Here is a 15,951-nt window from a genome sequence, read left to right on the forward strand (position 1 = left end):
GTTTTACTTCCGCACGACGGACGTGACGGGGACGATTGAGCTTCCGGAAGGGACAGAGATGGTTATGCCTGGAGATAATATTTCCATGCAGGTCAACCTGATTGCCCCGATTGCCATGGATGATGGTCTGCGCTTCGCTATTCGCGAAGGGGGCCGTACCGTCGGTGCCGGGGTCGTCGCTAAAATTATCGAATAGGACAGTTAAGCTTCGGCACCCCGATTTTGGGGTGCCGTTTCTTTCAGGAATGGACTGATGCTAGACAATCAAAATATCCGCATCCGCCTCAAGGCTTTTGATCATCGCGTGCTTGATCAGTCGACCCGTGAGATTGTGTCGACAGCTAAGAGAACGGGTGCTCAGGTTCGCGGGCCCATTCCGCTGCCAACTCGTATTGAGAAATTTACTGTTAACCGGTCTCCGCATATCGATAAAAAGTCGCGGGAACAGTTTGAAATCAGAACGCATAAGCGTCTGCTCGACATCGTCGATCCGACCCCACAGACTGTGGATGCACTGATGAAGCTGGATCTTGCGGCTGGCGTCGACGTGGAAATTAAGTTGTAGGGTTGATCTGATGCGTACCGGTCTAGTTGCACAAAAACTGGGGATGACCCGGGTCTTCGCCGAAAGCGGAGAGCATATTCCTGTCACTGTTCTTAAGGTAGATGGTGTTCAGGTGGTTGCTCAACGCACGAACGAGAAGGATGGTTATTCAGCTGTTCAACTCGGTATCGGCGCTGCCAAGCCTCGTAATGTTAACAAGGCGATGCGTGGCCACTTTGCAAAAGCAAAAGTAGAGCCTCGCAAGAAGCTTGTTGAGTTCCGCGTCAACCCGGAAAACCTGGTGGAAGTGGGCGCTGAAATCTCCGCGGAGCACTTCATTCCTGGTCAATTCGTTGATGTTACAGGAACCTCTATCGGTAAGGGGTTCGCTGGCGGAATGAAGCGTCACAATTTTGGTGGTCTTGAAGCATCTCACGGTGTGTCAGTTTCTCACCGTAGTCATGGTTCAACAGGCCAGTGTCAAGATCCAGGTAAGGTCTTCAAGGGTAAGAAGATGGCCGGTCACATGGGTGATCAACGCACGACTGTTCAGAATTTGAAGATCGTATCAACAGATGCTGCACGCGGCCTTGTTCTGGTGAGTGGCGGCGTTCCAGGCTCGGACAATTCTTATGTTCTGATTAAGGATGCTGTTAAGAAGGCGCTTCCCGAAGGGTTGCCGACGCCGGCGGCATTGAAGGCTTCTTCTGTTGGGGCGGCGGCGCCAAGTGGTGAAGCGCATCCTGATGAAGAAGCTCCTGCAGAGGCTGCTGAAGCAAGTGTTGCTAATGAAGCGGCAGATGCTGGCGAAAAGGACGCATAGATATGAAGTGCGATATCATTAATCTCGATAGTAAAAATGTCGGTTCAGTTGAGTTGGCTGATGCAATCTTCGGGCTCGATATAAGAGAAGATATTCTGCATCGGGTTGTGCGTTGGCAGCTTGCAAAGCGTCAGGCTGGTACTCACAAGACAAAGACTGTTGGCGAAGTTAGCGGAACCAACAAAAAGCCCTTTAAGCAAAAGGGTACAGGACGTGCGCGTCAGGGTAATGCCCGTGCACCTCACCAACGTAGCGGTGGTAAAGCTTTTGGTCCTGTTGTACGCAGCCACGCTCATTCCCTTCCAAAGAAGGTCCGGCGCCTGGGTTTAAAAACAGCTTTGTCAGCCAAAGCTAAAAGCGGCAGTCTGATTGTTCTAGAGGAAGCTAAGTCTTCGGAAAGTAAAACGAAGTTTCTAGCTGAGAAGATTAAAAAGCTTGGTTGGACGTCAGTCTTGATCATTGACGGCACGTCGCCAGATGAGGCTTTTTGCTTGGCGGCCCGCAATATCATTGGTGTTGATGTGTTGCCGGAGCAAGGAGCTAATGTTTACGACATTCTTCGTCGCGAAAAGTTAGTTCTAACCAAAGCCGGACTTGAAAAGCTTGAGGAGCGTTTAAAATGAGCGCCGATAAGCAACCGACAGAAACACTTTATGATGTGATTAAGTCTCCACTTATCACTGAAAAATCAACCATGGCCTCTGAATTTAATCAGGTCATGTTCAATGTCTCAATGTGGGCAACCAAGCCTCAGATCAAGCAGGCGGTTGAGACCTTGTTCAAAGTAGACGTTAAGGGCGTAAACACCCTCATTCAAAAGGGTAAAGTTAAGCGTTTTAGGGGCCAGGTTGGCCGCAGGAATAACATTAAGAAGGCAATCGTTACGTTGGCTGAAGGTCAGTCTATTGACGTGACGACGGGACTGTAGATCAATGGCACTTAAATCCTACAAGCCGATGACGAACGGGATGCGTGGCCTCGTGCTCGTTGACCGTTCTGACTTGCACAAGGGGGGGCCTGTAAAGGCGCTCACCGAAGGTTTGACCAAGTCGGGTGGTCGGAATAACCATGGTCGGATGACGATGCGCCACATCGGTGGTGGGCATAAGCGTCGCTATCGGACGATTGATTTCAAACGCACGAAGTTTGATGTCGTTGCTACTGTAGAACGCCTTGAGTATGATCCCAATCGCACGGCTTTCATTGCGCTGATCAAGTATGAAGATAGTGAGTTGGCCTACATTCTGGCTCCGCAACGTTTGAAGGTTGGGGATCAGGTTGTAGCTTCTGAACATGCTGACATTAAGCCCGGCAATGCGATGCCGCTAAAAAGCATTCCGGTCGGCACTATTATTCATAACATTGAAATGAAACCTGGAAAGGGCGCGCAGATTGCTCGCTCAGCCGGTTGTTATGCTCAGTTGATTGGTAAGGATGGCGGTTACGCCCAACTTAGACTTTCATCTGGTGAATTGCGATTGGTCCGCGGTGAGTGCATGGCATCGATTGGTGCCGTATCTAATCCGGATAATCAAAACGTCAAGCTTGGTAAAGCTGGACGTAAGCGTTGGATGGGTGTCCGTCCAACAGTTCGTGGTGTTGTTATGAACCCGGTTGATCACCCCCACGGTGGTGGTGAAGGAAAAACCTCTGGAGGTCGCCATCCAGTGACGCCATGGGGTAAGCCAACCAAGGGTAAGAAAACGAGATCTAACAAGCGCACAGATGGGCTGATTATGCGCAGCCGTCATCTGGCCAAGAAAAAAAGAAAGTAACGGAGGGCGCTAGTGGTTCGTTCTGTCTGGAAAGGTCCGTTCGTCGACGGCTATCTGCTCAAGAAAGCAGAAGTAGCCCGTGCGTCTGGCCGAAACGATGTGATCAAAATTTGGTCGCGCCGCTCAACTATATTTCCACAGTTTGTGGGATTAACGTTTGGTGTGCACAACGGGCATAAGTTTGTCCCGGTTTTGGTGACCGAAAACATGATTGGTCATAAATTCGGTGAGTTCTCCCCGACGCGGACCTATTACGGCCATGCGGCTGATAAGAAAGCGAAGAGGAAGTAGCTATGGGTAAGCCCAGCATTGAGCGCCGTCTTAGTGATGTCGAGGCACGTGCATTTTCTAAGTCTATCCGCGTGAGTCCGCAGAAGCTTAACTTGGTTGCGCAGTCTATTCGCGGGAAATCCGCTGAAGCAGCATTGGCGCAGTTGAGTTTTTCGACCCGCCGGGTGTCTCAGGACGTGAAACGCGTCCTAGAGTCCGCGATCGCAAATGCGGAAAATAATCACCAACTAGATGTCGATAGTTTGGTTGTGTCAGAAGCGTTTGTTGGCAAGAGTTTGACCATGAAACGGTGGCGTCCTCGGGCGCGTGGCCGGGTTGGTAAAATTCTCAAGCCGTTCAGTAATCTCACCATTATCGTGCGTGAGCGCGAGGAGACCGTCTAATGGGTCAGAAAGTTAATCCGATCGGCCTGCGCCTTGGCATTAACCGTACGTGGGATTCACGTTGGTACGCCAGCAAGGACAAATATGTCGATATGCTGCATGAAGACCTTCGCATTCGTAAATACTTGCAGGGCCGTCTAGCGCAAGCAGGTGTGTCTAAGATTGTGATCGAGCGCCCCGCTAAGAAGGCTCGTGTTAGCATACACACTGCGAGGCCCGGTGTTGTGATCGGTAAAAAAGGTCAAGACATCGAAGTGATGCGTAAAGATTTGCAGCAGATGACAGGTAACGAAGTCAGCCTCAACATTATTGAAATTCGCAAACCTGAAATCGATGCTCAATTGGTTGCTGAAAATATTGCTCAACAACTCGAGCGCCGTGTCGCTTTCCGTCGCGCCATGAAGCGTGCCGTCCAATCTGCAATGCGGCTTGGCGCTGGTGGTATTCGAATTAACTGTGCAGGTCGACTAGGCGGTGCTGAAATCGCACGCACGGAATGGTACCGCGAAGGCCGGGTGCCTTTGCATACCCTTCGGGCCGATATCGATTACGGCGAAGCAAGCGGGCATACAACTTATGGCGTTTGTGGTGTTAAGGTTTGGATATTTAAGGGCGATATCATGGAGCACGATCCCATGGCCCACGATCGTCGTTTACAAGAACAAGGCGCACGCTCTTAAGCGTAGCTCGTTGAGTTAAGGAAGGTTCGGGATGTTAAGTCCGAAGCGTACAAAGTTTAGAAAGGCCCATAAGGGACGTATTCACGGCGTCGCTCAATCTGGGGCGCAACTCAATTTTGGGTCATATGGCCTGAAGGCGTTGCAGCCTGAACGCGTAACAGCGCGTCAGATTGAGGCGGCTCGTCGTGCAATGACCAGGCACATGAAGCGCCAAGGTCGCGTTTGGATCCGTATTTTTCCAGATGTGCCTGTTTCTAAAAAGCCACCTGAAGTTCGCCAAGGTAAAGGCAAGGGGGCTGTGGAGTATTGGGCTTGTCGGGTTAAGCCTGGAAGAATCATGTTTGAAGTTGACGGTGTGTCTGAGGCTATTGCCCGTGAAGCTTTTGAGCTTGCGGCAGCAAAGCTTCCAATTAAGACAAAATTCGTCGCTCGTATTGGAGCTGAGGGCTAAATCATGGCTAAAGCAGAAGATTTGCGCGCGAAGAGCGAAGATGAATTGTCGGGCCTATTGCTCGACCTTAAGAAGACTCAATTGAATCTGCGTTTTCAGCAGGCATCTGGCCAACTGGAGAACACAGCAGAATTTAAGCGTGTGCGCCGGGAAATTGCGCAAGTTAAGACAATCCTGCAGCAACGCGGCGATGCCGCCGCAGCTCAGGCGTAGGGAGAGACTGATGCCTAAACGTATTCTTCAAGGCTTGGTCGTTAGTGACAAGCAAGACAAGACCGTTGTCGTCAAAGTGGAACGCCGAGTTGCTCACCCGCTCTATAAAAAGTTCATCAAGCGCTCCAAGAAGTATGCAGCGCATGATGAAACAAATAGCTGCAAGATTGGCGATATCGTGCGTATTCGTGAGTGTTCGCCGATCTCAAAAAACAAGACTTGGGAGCTGGTGTCTGACTCTGCTGAGTAGCCACCCCCAGGAAGAACGTAAGGACGTAATGCTATGATTCAGATGCAAACAAATCTGGACGTTGCTGATAACTCAGGAGCGAGGCGGGTTCAGTGCATCAAGGTTCTCGGTGGATCTAAACGCAGATCTGCCGGCGTCGGCGATGTTATTGTGGTTTCTGTAAAGGAAGCCATTCCGCGTGGCCGTGTTAAGAAGGGTGATGTACACCGCGCTGTTGTTGTTCGTACGGCAAAGGAAGTGCGCCGTGCAGATGGAACCGCTATCCGGTTTGATGGCAATGCCGCAGTACTTATCAATAAAGCGGGTGAGCCGATTGGGACTCGTATCTTTGGACCAGTAACCCGCGAACTTCGTTCCAAGACATTTATGAAAATCGTGTCTTTGGCGCCGGAGGTGCTGTAATGGCCAAGATAAAAAAAGGCGATAAGGTCATTGTGTTGACCGGGCGTGACCGCGGTAAAACCGGTGATGTGGTTAAGGCGCTACCCGCGCAAGACCGCGTTATCGTGCAGGGTATTAACGTGACACGTCGGCATACCCGGGCGTCTGCGACTGCCGCTGGCGGGATTATCGAAAAAGAAGCATCTATTCATGTGTCCAATGTGGCAATCGTTGACCCTAAAGAAAACGTAGCTACACGTGTCGGGTTTAAAACACTCGATGATGGCACCAAAGTTCGGTACGCAAAGCGTACCGGCGAAGTGATCGATTGAGGCCAGTTATGACTGAACCGCGTTTACGCCAATACTATAATGACGTCGTCCAGAAGTCTCTTCAGGAAGCTTTTTCTTATGCGAACCCCATGCAGGTTCCTAAGCTTGAGAAGATCGTACTAAACATGGGCGTGGGTGAAGCTTCTCAAGATCGTAAAAAGATCGAGGGAGCCGTGCAGGATTTGACTTTGATTACTGGTCAGAAGCCTGTGATTACACGATCTAAGAAATCAATCGCTGGCTTTAAGCTGCGCGACGGCATGATGGTCGGGACGTCTGTTACCCTACGTCGTGTTCGTATGTACGAGTTTCTTGATCGCTTGGTTACGATTGCCTTGCCACGCGTGCGGGACTTTCGCGGTCTTCCGCCGAAGAGTTTCGACGGTAAGGGCAACTATAATATGGGCCTCAAAGAACAAATTGTCTTTCCTGAGATTGAATATGATCAGGTGGATAAGGTTAGAGGTATGAACATCACAATTTGCACAACGGCAAAGAACGACGAAGAAGCGAAGGCGCTTCTCGAAGGGTTCGATTTGCCGTTTCGTAAATCCTAAAGCCAGGAGCAGTCTGAACTATGGCTAAGACGAGCGCAGTACAACGCGATAAGAAACGCCGCAAGATGGTGGTCCAGCAAGCAGAGCGCCGGGCCAGCCTCAAGGCGCAGATGATGGATCGTTCATCATCACCTGAAGAAAGATTTGAGGCTTCGCTTAAGCTGGCTGAGATGCCTCGGAACGGTTCCAAAGTGCGTGTGCACAATCGGTGTGAAGTCACTGGTCGTCCTCGTGGCGTGTATAGAAAGTTTAAGCTAGGCCGCGTCATGTTGCGGGAATTGGCCTCTAAAGGTCAAATTCCCGGCATGGTTAAGTCGAGCTGGTAAGGAGAGACGACAGTGGCTTTATCCGATCCCATCGGTGATACGCTAACTCGTATCCGTAACGGGCAACAGGCGCGCAAGAATGCTGTTACAGCACCTGCGTCTAAGCTTCGTGAGAACGTTTTAAACGTATTACAGCGCGAAGGTTACATTCGTGGCTATGAGCGTTACAACTTGCGCCCAGGTGTTGACGAACTGCGTATTGAGTTGAAATACAACGAAGGTGAGCCTGTGATCAGCAAGATCACGCGTGTATCGACGCCCGGGCGCCGCATCTACGCGAAGATCAAAGATCTTCCTCGCGTTTACAACGGCTTGGGCATTTCCATTTTGTCTACGCCACGCGGTGTGATGTCGGACCACGAGGCACGCGATGCCAACGTGGGCGGCGAAGTCCTCTGCCAGGTATTTTAGGGAGAGATCAGAATGTCACGCGTTGGAAAAAATCCTGTCGTTATTCCGGACGGTGTCACCGTTACGCTGGAGGGAAACCTTCTCACTGCTAAAGGTAAGCGCGGTGAGTTGACCTACTTAACGGCTGATGAGGTCGAGACGATCATTGCCGATAACGAGGTTACAGTAAAACCGGCCAATAAAGGCAAAATCGCCCGCAAAATGTGGGGCACCACCCGTTCACTGGTGCAAAACATGGTGGTTGGTGTGAGTGATGGTTTTACTAAAACCTTGGAAATTCAAGGTGTTGGTTATAAGGCGCAGGCTCAGGGAAACAAATTAGTTTTGAGTCTTGGTTTCTCTCATGATGTCGATTTTCCGATCCCCGAAGGGGTCGAGATTAAGACGCCGCAACCCACACAGATTGATATCAGCGGGTCGGACCTGCAAAAGATTGGTCAAGTGGCCGCTGAAATTAGAGCCTACCGTCCGCCGGAGCCTTACAAAGGTAAAGGTGTGCGTTACGCCGGAGAATACATCCTGCGTAAAGAAGGTAAGAAGAAGTAAGGAAACGAACGATGACATCCGTTATCAAATTGTTCAATCGCCGGAAAAACAGAACCCGGTTCAAAATTCGCAAGATGAAGAGCCTGCGTCCGCGCTTATCGGTCTTTCGCTCTGGTCGGCATATTTATGCCCAGGTCATCAGCGATGTTGAAGGCAAAACTGTTGTTGCTGCTTCAAGCCTTGAAGCTGGTGTTAAGAAAGATGCCAAAAAGGGTTGCACAACCGAGGCGGCTCAGGCTGTTGGAAAGTTGATTGCTGAGCGGGCAAAAGGTGCTGGCGTATCAGACGTTATTTTTGATCGCGGTGGTTATAAGTATCACGGTCGCGTTAAGGCTTTGGCCGACGCAGCGCGTGAAGGTGGCCTGTCGTTTTAGTAGGCGACCGTAGGAAGGACTAGAGAATATGGCACGTTCAGGAGCTAACGCGGATCGACGCGAGCGGGATAAAGAAGACGATCTCGTTGATAAGCTTGTTTACATCAATCGTGTTGCCAAGGTGGTTAAGGGCGGTCGACGCTTTGCGTTTGCTGCTTTAGTCGTGGTTGGAGACAACAAAGGCCGGGTTGGTTTTGGGTCTGGTAAAGCTCGGGAAGTTCCTGAGGCCATTCGCAAGGCGACAGAGCAGGCTAAGCGTACTTTAATCCGCGTACCATTGCGCGAAGGCCGCACCTTGCATCATGACGTAAATGGAAAATTCGGCGCAGGCCGGGTTGTGTTGCGTTCAGCACCTCCCGGAACGGGCATTATCGCAGGCGGTCCTATGCGTGCTGTTTTCGAGACAATGGGTGTGCAAGACGTTGTTGCCAAAAGTCAGGGCTCTAACAACCCTTACAACATGGTCAAGGCCACATTTGAGGCCCTTAAGCTTCTGAACTCACCGCGTATGATTGCGGCTAAGCGGGGCAAGAAAGTTGCTGACATTGTTGGCCGCCGCGGTGATGCCGTGCCACGCGACGAAGCCGCGGTTAAGGAGGCGTCCTGATGGCTGGTAAATCTAAATCCGCTGACACGGTGACTTTAACACAAATTGGCAGCCCAATCGGGCGCCACAAGTCACAGAAGGCAACTCTTAAAGGGCTCGGCCTAGATAAAATGCATCGCACGCGCACATTGGAAGATACCCCATCTGTGCGTGGCATGATTAATAAGGTCAGCCACCTTGTGCGGGTTGAAACTGATAACTAACTCTATTTGTGAACAAGCACCGGTACGCCGGTGCAGGAAGGCGCATTATGCAACTTAATCAATTACGCGATAAGCCTGGCGCTACTAAAGAGCGGATGCGCGTTGGCCGTGGGGCTGGTTCTGGCAAGGGTAAAACCGCTGGTCGCGGCTACAAGGGTCAAACATCCCGTTCTGGTGTCGCAATCAAGGGCTTTGAAGGTGGGCAAATGCCTATCTACAGGCGTTTGCCGAAGCGTGGCTTTAACGCTCTTAATCCTAAAGAGTTTGCAGTCGTAAACATTGGTCGCCTACAAAAGGCAATTGATGCTGGCAGTCTGGATGGCTCCAAAGCTATTGATGGCAGCGTTCTAGAAGCCGCAGGTTTAATCCGTCAACGTCGTGATGGAATTCGGCTTTTGGCGTCCGGCGAAATCAAAGCGAAAATTAACATAACAGTTGATCACGCATCAGCCGCAGCGGTAGCCGCTGTTGAAAAAGCTGGCGGTTCTGTAACCGTAACGCCTGCTAAAGTATCAGCCGCCTCTGCCAACAAGGCTCCAGGCAAGAAGGCATTAAGGAAATCCAAGGCCGCAGCTAAAGCCAGCGGGGTCAACGAGTAAACCGCATGGCATCAGCCGCCGATCAGCTGGCTGCTAACGTCAACTTTGGCGTTTTCGCAAAGGCCACCGACCTAAAACGCCGCATTTGGTTTACGCTTGGTGCGTTGATCGTTTATCGCATGGGGACGTTTATTACGCTTCCTGGCATCGATCCACAGGTGATGGCAGATATCATGCAACAGCAAAGTGCCGGCGTGCTCGGTATGTTTGATGTTTTTGCTGGTGGCGCATTGTCGCGCATGAGTATCTTCGCTCTTAATATTATGCCTTATATTTCAGCTGCAATTATTATGCAGCTGATGGCTGCCGTTAACCCAACCTTGGAACAGATGAAAAAAGAAGGGGTTACCGGGCGCATCAAAATGAACCAATACACGCGGTATCTGACCGTTGGTATTTGTGCGTTACAAGCGCTAGGTATTGCTTCAGGTTTGGAAGGGGCAACCAGTTCGACCGGTGCTCTGGCAGTTCAAAACCCTGGTCTTTTCTTTAAGTTCACAACAATTATCACTCTGGTGGGTGGTACAATGTTCTTGGTCTGGCTGGGCGAGCAAATCAGTGAGCGCGGTATTGGCCAAGGTGTTTCACTCCTTATCTTTGCCGGTATCGTCGCTGGCTTGCCTGGTGCGATTGCTCAAACCCTAGAACTGGGCCGCACAGGGGCTATGTCCCCCCTGGTGATTGTTGGGTTAATCGTTGGAATTATCGTAACGATTTTCTTGATCTGCTTTGTTGAGTTGGCTCAACGCCGCATTATTGTCCAGTATCCAAAACGGCAGGTTGGCAACAAAATGTTTGGGGGTGAAAACTCCCATCTCCCATTAAAGCTAAATACCGCTGGTGTTATTCCGGCTATTTTTGCCAGCTCTATATTGCTTATGCCGTTGACTGTTGCTGGCCTTCAGGGCGGCGCGGTTGATGCGAGCGGTGAGGGCGGTATTCTGAACACCATCGGAGTATTGCTGGGACGTGGTCAGCCTCTCTACCTCTTTCTTTACTCTGTGTTTATTGCATTCTTCGCCTTTTTCTATACGGCCTTGGTGTTTAACCCGGCGGATACGGCTGAGAATCTAAGAAAATATGGCGGTTTTATCCCCGGAATACGTCCTGGAAAAAACACAGCTGAATATATTGATTACGTTCTGACTCGTTTAACCACCGTCGGTAGCATCTACTTGATTATTGTTTGTCTGCTGCCTGAAATTCTTATTTCTCGCATGAACGTGACGTTCTACTTCGGTGGCACAAGTCTCCTTATCGTTGTAAACGTTACCCTCAATACGGTTCAGCAAATTCAGTCTCACCTTCTTGCTCATCAATATGAAGGTCTCATCAAGAAATCCCGACTGCGTGGACGAAACAGATGAGCGGCATGCGCCTCATCTTGATGGGACCTCCCGGCGGTGGTAAGGGCACTCAAGCTAAATTTCTGGAAAGTGCTTATGGCATCGTACAGTTGTCGACTGGCGATATGCTAAGGGCAGCCGTAGCTGCTGGCACTGATCTAGGAAACCAAGCAAAGCAGATTATGGACGCGGGTAACCTTGTCTCAGATGAAATTATGATCGGTATGATTTCAGAGCGGCTGGACCACCCTGATTGCGCCAATGGATTTATCTTGGACGGCTTTCCGCGGACCGTAGCACAAGCTGAAGGTCTAGATGCTATGCTGATGGAAAAGGGCCTGAAGCTGGATTCAGTTATTGAAATCCGGGTGCCTGACCAAAAGCTGATAGACCGGATCACAGGCAGATTTACCTGCGCGAAATGTGGCGAAGGGTATCACGACACATATAAAAAGACCAAAGTGGTTGAGATTTGTGATGTATGTGGCAGTAGCGAATTCATTCGACGTGCGGATGATAATGCCCAGACTGTTGTATCTCGGCTACAAGCTTATCACGGGCAAACGGCCCCTTTGCTCCCGTTTTACGAGCAAAAGGGCTTGCTTGCAGTCGTTGACGGTGACCAGGACATGGATGTCGTAACGGCAAGCATTAAAAGGGTTTTAGACAGCTGAGAGCGTGTTGACAGAGGGAGAAGCCTGCCTATAATGGCGCGCTTTTCCGGCTGGGCCGAGCGCTCTCGAGAACAATTAATATTAAAAAGGAGTACGGGCTTTGGCGCGTATTGCAGGCGTTAACATTCCTACGAATAAACGGGTCCCCATTGCTTTGACCTATATCTTTGGCATTGGGAGTACACGTGCTGTCGATATTTGTCATCGGGCTAACATAGATATGACCTTACGTGTCAATCAGTTGTCTGATGATGAGGTGGGACGGGTACGTGACATCATTGACCAAGACTTCGTGGTTGAGGGTGACCTTAGACGTGAAACCGCAATGAACATTAAGCGGTTGATGGATCTGGGGTGCTATCGAGGTTTGCGCCATCGTAAGGGGCTTCCTGTTCGCGGTCAGCGGACTCATACGAATGCGCGGACTCGCAAGGGCCCCGCAAAAGCCATCGCAGGCAAGAAAAAAGTTACCAAGTAACGCCAAATAACGGACGTAAAAAGACATGGCCAAGCCAGCTACACGAACACGCAAAAAAGAACGCAAGAATATCAGTTCAGGAATTGCGCATGTTAATTCGACCTTTAACAACACGCTCGTCACTATCACTGATGTTCAGGGCAACGCTATCTCCTGGTCTTCAGCCGGTGGTCAAGGGTTTAAAGGGTCAAGAAAGTCGACGCCTTACGCAGCCCAGATGGCCGCAGAAGATGCTGGCAAGAAAGCCATGGAACACGGCATGAAAACGTTGTCGGTCCAGGTTAAAGGTCCAGGTAGCGGCAGAGAGTCCGCACTGCGTGCTTTGCAAACAGTTGGTTTCAATATCACGTCCATTCAGGATGTGACGCCCATCCCACATAACGGATGTCGTCCACGCAAGCGCCGCAGAGTTTAAAAAATATATGTTTGCTGTTCCACATCAGTGGAACAGCTGTTCGGGCACTGAAACTTTAAGCGCCCATCACCTTTAGAAGAGCGGGATCACGCCGTGTTACAGAAAAACTGGCAAGAGCTGATTAAGCCTAACAAACTCAACGTTGAGGGTGGAGATGATAGCACCCGTACGGCGACCATTGTTGCTGAGCCGCTAGAACGCGGTTTTGGTATTACACTCGGTAATGCGCTACGCCGTATTTTGTTGTCGTCCTTGCAGGGCGCTGCAATTACATCAATCCGCATTGAAAGCGTATTGCACGAGTTTTCATCTGTTCCGGGTGTGCGTGAAGATGTTACGGATTTGATCTTGAACATCAAGCAGATTGCCTTGGCTATGCATGCTGAAGGCCCGAAGCGCATGACGTTGACTGCGAAAGGTCCTGGTGAAGTTACAGCGGCACAAATTGACACGCCTGCAGATATTGAAATTATGAACCCCGACCTTGTGATTTGTCACTTGGATGACGGCGCGAAGCTCGATATCGAAATGGAAGTCAGCAATGGTAAAGGCTATGTGGCTGCTGTCCAGAACCGTAAGGAAGATGATGCCATTGGTGTCATTCCAATTGACGCGATCTTCAGTCCAGTCCGTCGTGTGTCGTATTCCGTAGACAACACGCGCGTTGGTCAGGTTACTGACTACGATAAATTATCCATGAAGGTTCATACCAACGGTGCCGTAAGCCCAGAAGATGCTGTGGCTCTCGCAGCCCGTATTCTTCAAGATCAGCTGCAACTCTTCATCAACTTCGAAGAGCCAAGCCAAGCATTCCACGAGCGGCCTGATGAAGACCTGCCATTCAATAAACATCTTCTCCGTAAGGTTGATGAGTTGGAACTTTCGGTACGTTCTGCCAACTGCCTGAAGAACGACAACATCATTTACATTGGTGACTTGGTTCAAAAGTCTGAAGCTGAAATGCTTCGCACGCCTAACTTCGGTCGCAAGTCTTTGAACGAGATTAAAGAAGTGTTGGCACAAATGGGTCTGCACCTGGGCATGGAAGTTACCAATTGGCCACCTGAAAATATCGAAGATTTGGCCAAAAAACTCGAAGAACCTTTCTAGGCAAACGGTTCAGTTTTTCAATACTCGGGCTATGAGAGCCTAACCCGCTTGTACAGTTGATCTGGCAAGGGGCATTTAAAATCAGTCTCGCGCGCGAGGCACCAGACGGTAAGGAGTTATGTCATGCGACATGGAATGAGTGGCCGCAAGTTTAACCGCAAAAGCCAGCATCGCCGGGCGATGTTCTCAAACTTGGCCAACGCTTTGTTTAAACATGAGCAAATCACGACAACACTTCCAAAGGCTAAAGACCTCCGGCCTTATGCGGAACAGTTGATCACCCTTGCTAAGCGTGGCGATTTGCATGCCCGCCGTCTGGTAATGGCCAAGTTGCGCGATAAGGTCATCGTGTCAAAGCTCTTCTCCACACTTGCAGAGCGTTATGCAGAGCGGCCTGGTGGGTATACCCGTGTCTTAAAGGCTGGGTTCCGCTACGGTGATGCGGCACCAATGGCTGTTATTGAACTGATAGACCGTGACCAAGATGCTAAGGGGTTAGACTCTGGTCCTGTGCAAGAGAAGGTCGTGGATGAGGAAATTCCGGCTGAAGTCTAGTGACTGTCTTTGGCTAAAAAATCACAAAAGGCGGACTTTAATTGGTCCGCCTTTTTTTGTTGCAATTACAATATATCAATATCTTAAGTTCGATCCTGAACGACAGTCTGCTATCACTATGTCACGGAAGCACAGGAGAGATAATGTGATCGCAATGAGGTCGGTGATTGTTCTGGCGGCAGTCTTTGCTGTGGTTATAGGGACGGGTGACATACGCGCTCAGACCAGCAGCGTTCCAACGTCTCAAGGCGAGATTAAGCTCACATTTGCGCCAGTGGTTAAGCGCACAGCACCTGCTGTTGTTAACATTTACACCAAACGTGTTGTTCAACAGCGCGCACCGAGTCTGTTTAACGATCCTTTTTTTAGGCGTTTCTTCGGAGACGGTGCCGAACGTTTTGGTATGCCACAAGAGCGCATTCAAAATTCACTCGGTTCAGGTGTTGTGGTCCGTGAAGACGGCATTGTCATAACCAATAATCATGTCATTGCAGACTCAGATGAAATCACTGTCGTTTTGGCAGACCGCAGAGAGTTTGATGCTGAGGTTGTCGGAACAGATGAACGTACTGACTTAGCTGTATTGCGAATAAACAATGCCCCCAAAAACCTGCCTGCCCTCAAGCTTGGTGATGCGGACGCTTTGGAAGTGGGGGACCTGGTGCTGGCGATTGGAAATCCGTTTGGTGTTGGTCAAACGGTTACCAGCGGAATTGTTTCTGCCGTAGCACGCTCCACTGTGGGTGTATCTGACTTCCGATCTTTTATTCAAACGGATGCTGCGATTAATCCGGGCAACTCTGGTGGTGCGTTGGTCACCATCAGTGGGGAATTGGTTGGCATAAATACGGCAATTTACTCGCAGGACGGTGGCAGCGTTGGGATCGGTTTTGCCATCCCAACGGCGATGATCCGCGCGGTGTTGGACAGCATTCTTAAAGAAGGCCGTGCGGTCCGGGCCTGGTTGGGCGCAAGCGGTCAATCCGTGACGTCTGAATTTGCGGAAGCCCTGGGTCTTCAGCGGCCACTGGGGGTCATTGTAAACTCGGTGTATGAGGGCGGCCCAGGAGATAATGCGGGAATCAAAGTCGGTGACGTTTTGACAGCAGTAAACGGGCGCGAAATTTTAGATGCTGAAAATCTACGCTATCGCCTCGCCACTTTGGTTGTCGGCGAAGTTGCTGATGTTGAACTGTATCGTGATGGTGATAAGCGCACTGTAATAGTCAATTTAGTGAAGCCGCCCGAGAACCCATCTCGTGACGAAACAGAGTTGTCTGATCAATTACTACCGTTTGGTGGTGCGACCGTAGCTAATGTGAATCCAGCTTTGGCCGAAGAACTCGGTATAGAATTGGAAGACGGCGTGATTGTTTTGCGTCTGAAAAGACGCAGTTTCGCGCGTCAGGCCGGTTTGGCACCGGGTGATCTTATACTCAAGATCAATGGTGAGGATATCAAAACGGTCGATGATCTGTCAGCCGTTTTAGCGCGGGGTGGGCGGCAATGGGCCTTTTCCATTAAGCGCGGCGGGCGCATCCTTGAGCGTTCAATCGGGCTGTGACCTCATTATTTGATGATCAGGAGTCTACGCGCTCCACGAAGCAGGCCAAGCCACGTCAGACTC

Annotated in this window: 28 protein-coding genes and 1 pseudogene; all 29 read left to right on the forward strand. The window is 50.4% G+C overall.

Annotated features, from left to right (window positions below):
• On the forward strand, positions 1–196 hold a 196-nt coding region (gene tuf, locus RIC29_02095; GenBank protein MEQ8733688.1), incomplete at its 5' end, for an elongation factor Tu.
• Between the two features lie 57 nt (positions 197–253).
• Positions 254–565 carry a 30S ribosomal protein S10 gene (gene rpsJ, locus RIC29_02100; GenBank protein ID MEQ8733689.1) on the forward strand — a complete coding sequence of 104 codons (312 nt, stop codon included), beginning with the start codon at positions 254–256 and terminating at the stop codon, positions 563–565.
• Between the two features lie 10 nt (positions 566–575).
• Complete coding sequence (rplC, locus tag RIC29_02105; protein ID MEQ8733690.1) at positions 576–1,367, forward strand: 50S ribosomal protein L3; 792 nt, start codon at positions 576–578, stop codon at positions 1,365–1,367.
• A 2-nt stretch (positions 1,368–1,369) separates the two neighbouring features.
• Positions 1,370–1,990: a 50S ribosomal protein L4 gene (gene rplD / locus RIC29_02110; protein ID MEQ8733691.1), complete on the forward strand. Its 621-nt coding sequence runs from the start codon at positions 1,370–1,372 to the stop codon at positions 1,988–1,990.
• Positions 1,987–2,295 carry a 50S ribosomal protein L23 gene (locus RIC29_02115; protein MEQ8733692.1) on the forward strand — a complete coding sequence of 103 codons (309 nt, stop codon included), beginning with the start codon at positions 1,987–1,989 and terminating at the stop codon, positions 2,293–2,295. Before rplD ends, RIC29_02115 begins: the two co-directional genes overlap by 4 nt.
• 4 nt (positions 2,296–2,299) lie before the next feature.
• A complete protein-coding gene (rplB, locus tag RIC29_02120; protein ID MEQ8733693.1) occupies positions 2,300–3,142 on the forward strand; it encodes a 50S ribosomal protein L2 in 843 nt (280 codons plus the stop codon).
• 12 nt (positions 3,143–3,154) lie between these two features.
• The gene (gene rpsS, locus RIC29_02125; protein MEQ8733694.1) at positions 3,155–3,433 is read left to right on the forward strand and encodes a 30S ribosomal protein S19; all 279 of its coding nucleotides are present in this window, start codon (positions 3,155–3,157) and stop codon (positions 3,431–3,433) included.
• 2 nt (positions 3,434–3,435) lie between these two features.
• Positions 3,436–3,816 carry a 50S ribosomal protein L22 gene (gene rplV / locus RIC29_02130; protein ID MEQ8733695.1) on the forward strand — a complete coding sequence of 127 codons (381 nt, stop codon included), beginning with the start codon at positions 3,436–3,438 and terminating at the stop codon, positions 3,814–3,816.
• Entirely contained in the window at positions 3,816–4,496 is a 681-nt protein-coding gene (gene rpsC, locus RIC29_02135) for a 30S ribosomal protein S3 (protein ID MEQ8733696.1), read from the forward strand. Before rplV ends, rpsC begins: the two co-directional genes overlap by 1 nt.
• Positions 4,497–4,527: 31 nt before the next feature.
• On the forward strand, positions 4,528–4,947 hold the full coding sequence (gene rplP / locus RIC29_02140) for a 50S ribosomal protein L16 (GenBank protein MEQ8733697.1): 420 nt from the start codon (positions 4,528–4,530) through the stop codon (positions 4,945–4,947).
• 3 nt (positions 4,948–4,950) lie between these two features.
• On the forward strand, positions 4,951–5,160 hold the full coding sequence (gene rpmC / locus RIC29_02145) for a 50S ribosomal protein L29 (GenBank protein MEQ8733698.1): 210 nt from the start codon (positions 4,951–4,953) through the stop codon (positions 5,158–5,160).
• 10 nt (positions 5,161–5,170) lie between these two features.
• Positions 5,171–5,410: a 30S ribosomal protein S17 gene (gene rpsQ / locus RIC29_02150; protein ID MEQ8733699.1), complete on the forward strand. Its 240-nt coding sequence runs from the start codon at positions 5,171–5,173 to the stop codon at positions 5,408–5,410.
• A 33-nt stretch (positions 5,411–5,443) separates the two neighbouring features.
• Positions 5,444–5,812, forward strand: coding sequence for a 50S ribosomal protein L14 (rplN, locus tag RIC29_02155; protein ID MEQ8733700.1), 369 nt, complete (start codon positions 5,444–5,446; stop codon positions 5,810–5,812).
• Positions 5,812–6,123 carry a 50S ribosomal protein L24 gene (gene rplX, locus RIC29_02160; protein ID MEQ8733701.1) on the forward strand — a complete coding sequence of 104 codons (312 nt, stop codon included), beginning with the start codon at positions 5,812–5,814 and terminating at the stop codon, positions 6,121–6,123. The genes rplN and rplX overlap by 1 nt, the downstream gene beginning before the upstream one ends.
• Before the next feature lie 8 nt (positions 6,124–6,131).
• On the forward strand, positions 6,132–6,680 hold the full coding sequence (gene rplE / locus RIC29_02165; GenBank protein MEQ8733702.1) for a 50S ribosomal protein L5: 549 nt from the start codon (positions 6,132–6,134) through the stop codon (positions 6,678–6,680).
• A gap of 20 nt (positions 6,681–6,700) precedes the next feature.
• Complete coding sequence (gene rpsN, locus RIC29_02170; protein ID MEQ8733703.1) at positions 6,701–7,006, forward strand: 30S ribosomal protein S14; 306 nt, start codon at positions 6,701–6,703, stop codon at positions 7,004–7,006.
• A gap of 12 nt (positions 7,007–7,018) precedes the next feature.
• On the forward strand, positions 7,019–7,417 hold the full coding sequence (gene rpsH, locus RIC29_02175; GenBank protein MEQ8733704.1) for a 30S ribosomal protein S8: 399 nt from the start codon (positions 7,019–7,021) through the stop codon (positions 7,415–7,417).
• 12 nt (positions 7,418–7,429) lie between these two features.
• Positions 7,430–7,963, forward strand: a complete 534-nt coding sequence (rplF, locus tag RIC29_02180) for a 50S ribosomal protein L6 (GenBank protein ID MEQ8733705.1) — start codon at positions 7,430–7,432, stop codon at positions 7,961–7,963.
• 11 nt (positions 7,964–7,974) lie between these two features.
• Positions 7,975–8,337: a 50S ribosomal protein L18 gene (rplR, locus tag RIC29_02185; GenBank protein ID MEQ8733706.1), complete on the forward strand. Its 363-nt coding sequence runs from the start codon at positions 7,975–7,977 to the stop codon at positions 8,335–8,337.
• 28 nt (positions 8,338–8,365) lie between these two features.
• Positions 8,366–8,944 carry a 30S ribosomal protein S5 gene (gene rpsE, locus RIC29_02190; GenBank protein MEQ8733707.1) on the forward strand — a complete coding sequence of 193 codons (579 nt, stop codon included), beginning with the start codon at positions 8,366–8,368 and terminating at the stop codon, positions 8,942–8,944.
• Positions 8,944–9,147 carry a 50S ribosomal protein L30 gene (gene rpmD, locus RIC29_02195; GenBank protein MEQ8733708.1) on the forward strand — a complete coding sequence of 68 codons (204 nt, stop codon included), beginning with the start codon at positions 8,944–8,946 and terminating at the stop codon, positions 9,145–9,147. Before rpsE ends, rpmD begins: the two co-directional genes overlap by 1 nt.
• Positions 9,148–9,194: 47 nt before the next feature.
• Positions 9,195–9,653, forward strand: a pseudogene (rplO, locus tag RIC29_02200) (50S ribosomal protein L15).
• A 98-nt stretch (positions 9,654–9,751) separates the two neighbouring features.
• Positions 9,752–11,113, forward strand: a complete 1,362-nt coding sequence (gene secY, locus RIC29_02205; protein MEQ8733709.1) for a preprotein translocase subunit SecY — start codon at positions 9,752–9,754, stop codon at positions 11,111–11,113.
• 5 nt (positions 11,114–11,118) lie between these two features.
• Positions 11,119–11,766: an adenylate kinase gene (locus RIC29_02210; GenBank protein MEQ8733710.1), complete on the forward strand. Its 648-nt coding sequence runs from the start codon at positions 11,119–11,121 to the stop codon at positions 11,764–11,766.
• A gap of 100 nt (positions 11,767–11,866) precedes the next feature.
• On the forward strand, positions 11,867–12,244 hold the full coding sequence (gene rpsM, locus RIC29_02215) for a 30S ribosomal protein S13 (protein ID MEQ8733711.1): 378 nt from the start codon (positions 11,867–11,869) through the stop codon (positions 12,242–12,244).
• Positions 12,245–12,269: 25 nt separating this feature from the next.
• The gene (rpsK, locus tag RIC29_02220; GenBank protein ID MEQ8733712.1) at positions 12,270–12,659 is read left to right on the forward strand and encodes a 30S ribosomal protein S11; all 390 of its coding nucleotides are present in this window, start codon (positions 12,270–12,272) and stop codon (positions 12,657–12,659) included.
• Positions 12,660–12,752: 93 nt separating this feature from the next.
• The gene (locus RIC29_02225; GenBank protein MEQ8733713.1) at positions 12,753–13,769 is read left to right on the forward strand and encodes a DNA-directed RNA polymerase subunit alpha; all 1,017 of its coding nucleotides are present in this window, start codon (positions 12,753–12,755) and stop codon (positions 13,767–13,769) included.
• Between the two features lie 123 nt (positions 13,770–13,892).
• Entirely contained in the window at positions 13,893–14,324 is a 432-nt protein-coding gene (gene rplQ, locus RIC29_02230) for a 50S ribosomal protein L17 (protein ID MEQ8733714.1), read from the forward strand.
• Between the two features lie 154 nt (positions 14,325–14,478).
• Complete coding sequence (locus RIC29_02235) at positions 14,479–15,888, forward strand: DegQ family serine endoprotease (protein MEQ8733715.1); 1,410 nt, start codon at positions 14,479–14,481, stop codon at positions 15,886–15,888.
• Positions 15,889–15,951: the final 63 nt, after the last annotated feature.

This window comes from Rhodospirillaceae bacterium (genome assembly GCA_040219235.1).
GTDB lineage: Bacteria > Pseudomonadota > Alphaproteobacteria > Rhodospirillales > Rhodospirillaceae > WLXB01.

What these genes read in the sequence shown, in the direction of transcription:
- rpsE (MEQ8733707.1), top strand. Translation starts at nt 8,366, where the DNA reads ATGGCACGTTCAGGAGCTAACGCGGATCGACGCGAGCGGGATAAAGAA.
- rpmD (MEQ8733708.1), top strand. Translation starts at nt 8,944, where the DNA reads ATGGCTGGTAAATCTAAATCCGCTGACACGGTGACTTTAACACAAATT.
- RIC29_02210 (MEQ8733710.1), top strand. Translation starts at nt 11,119, where the DNA reads ATGCGCCTCATCTTGATGGGACCTCCCGGCGGTGGTAAGGGCACTCAA.
- rpmC (MEQ8733698.1), top strand. Translation starts at nt 4,951, where the DNA reads ATGGCTAAAGCAGAAGATTTGCGCGCGAAGAGCGAAGATGAATTGTCG.
- rplP (MEQ8733697.1), top strand. Translation starts at nt 4,528, where the DNA reads ATGTTAAGTCCGAAGCGTACAAAGTTTAGAAAGGCCCATAAGGGACGT.
- rpsJ (MEQ8733689.1), top strand. Translation starts at nt 254, where the DNA reads ATGCTAGACAATCAAAATATCCGCATCCGCCTCAAGGCTTTTGATCAT.
- rplB (MEQ8733693.1), top strand. Translation starts at nt 2,300, where the DNA reads ATGGCACTTAAATCCTACAAGCCGATGACGAACGGGATGCGTGGCCTC.
- RIC29_02115 (MEQ8733692.1), top strand. Translation starts at nt 1,987, where the DNA reads ATGAGCGCCGATAAGCAACCGACAGAAACACTTTATGATGTGATTAAG.
- rplC (MEQ8733690.1), top strand. Translation starts at nt 576, where the DNA reads ATGCGTACCGGTCTAGTTGCACAAAAACTGGGGATGACCCGGGTCTTC.
- rpsQ (MEQ8733699.1), top strand. Translation starts at nt 5,171, where the DNA reads ATGCCTAAACGTATTCTTCAAGGCTTGGTCGTTAGTGACAAGCAAGAC.
- rpsK (MEQ8733712.1), top strand. Translation starts at nt 12,270, where the DNA reads ATGGCCAAGCCAGCTACACGAACACGCAAAAAAGAACGCAAGAATATC.
- rplQ (MEQ8733714.1), top strand. Translation starts at nt 13,893, where the DNA reads ATGCGACATGGAATGAGTGGCCGCAAGTTTAACCGCAAAAGCCAGCAT.
- rpsN (MEQ8733703.1), top strand. Translation starts at nt 6,701, where the DNA reads ATGGCTAAGACGAGCGCAGTACAACGCGATAAGAAACGCCGCAAGATG.
- rplE (MEQ8733702.1), top strand. Translation starts at nt 6,132, where the DNA reads ATGACTGAACCGCGTTTACGCCAATACTATAATGACGTCGTCCAGAAG.
- rplF (MEQ8733705.1), top strand. Translation starts at nt 7,430, where the DNA reads ATGTCACGCGTTGGAAAAAATCCTGTCGTTATTCCGGACGGTGTCACC.
- secY (MEQ8733709.1), top strand. Translation starts at nt 9,752, where the DNA reads ATGGCATCAGCCGCCGATCAGCTGGCTGCTAACGTCAACTTTGGCGTT.
- rplR (MEQ8733706.1), top strand. Translation starts at nt 7,975, where the DNA reads ATGACATCCGTTATCAAATTGTTCAATCGCCGGAAAAACAGAACCCGG.
- RIC29_02235 (MEQ8733715.1), top strand. Translation starts at nt 14,479, where the DNA reads ATGAGGTCGGTGATTGTTCTGGCGGCAGTCTTTGCTGTGGTTATAGGG.
- rplX (MEQ8733701.1), top strand. Translation starts at nt 5,812, where the DNA reads ATGGCCAAGATAAAAAAAGGCGATAAGGTCATTGTGTTGACCGGGCGT.
- rplD (MEQ8733691.1), top strand. Translation starts at nt 1,370, where the DNA reads ATGAAGTGCGATATCATTAATCTCGATAGTAAAAATGTCGGTTCAGTT.
- rplN (MEQ8733700.1), top strand. Translation starts at nt 5,444, where the DNA reads ATGATTCAGATGCAAACAAATCTGGACGTTGCTGATAACTCAGGAGCG.
- rplV (MEQ8733695.1), top strand. Translation starts at nt 3,436, where the DNA reads ATGGGTAAGCCCAGCATTGAGCGCCGTCTTAGTGATGTCGAGGCACGT.
- rpsC (MEQ8733696.1), top strand. Translation starts at nt 3,816, where the DNA reads ATGGGTCAGAAAGTTAATCCGATCGGCCTGCGCCTTGGCATTAACCGT.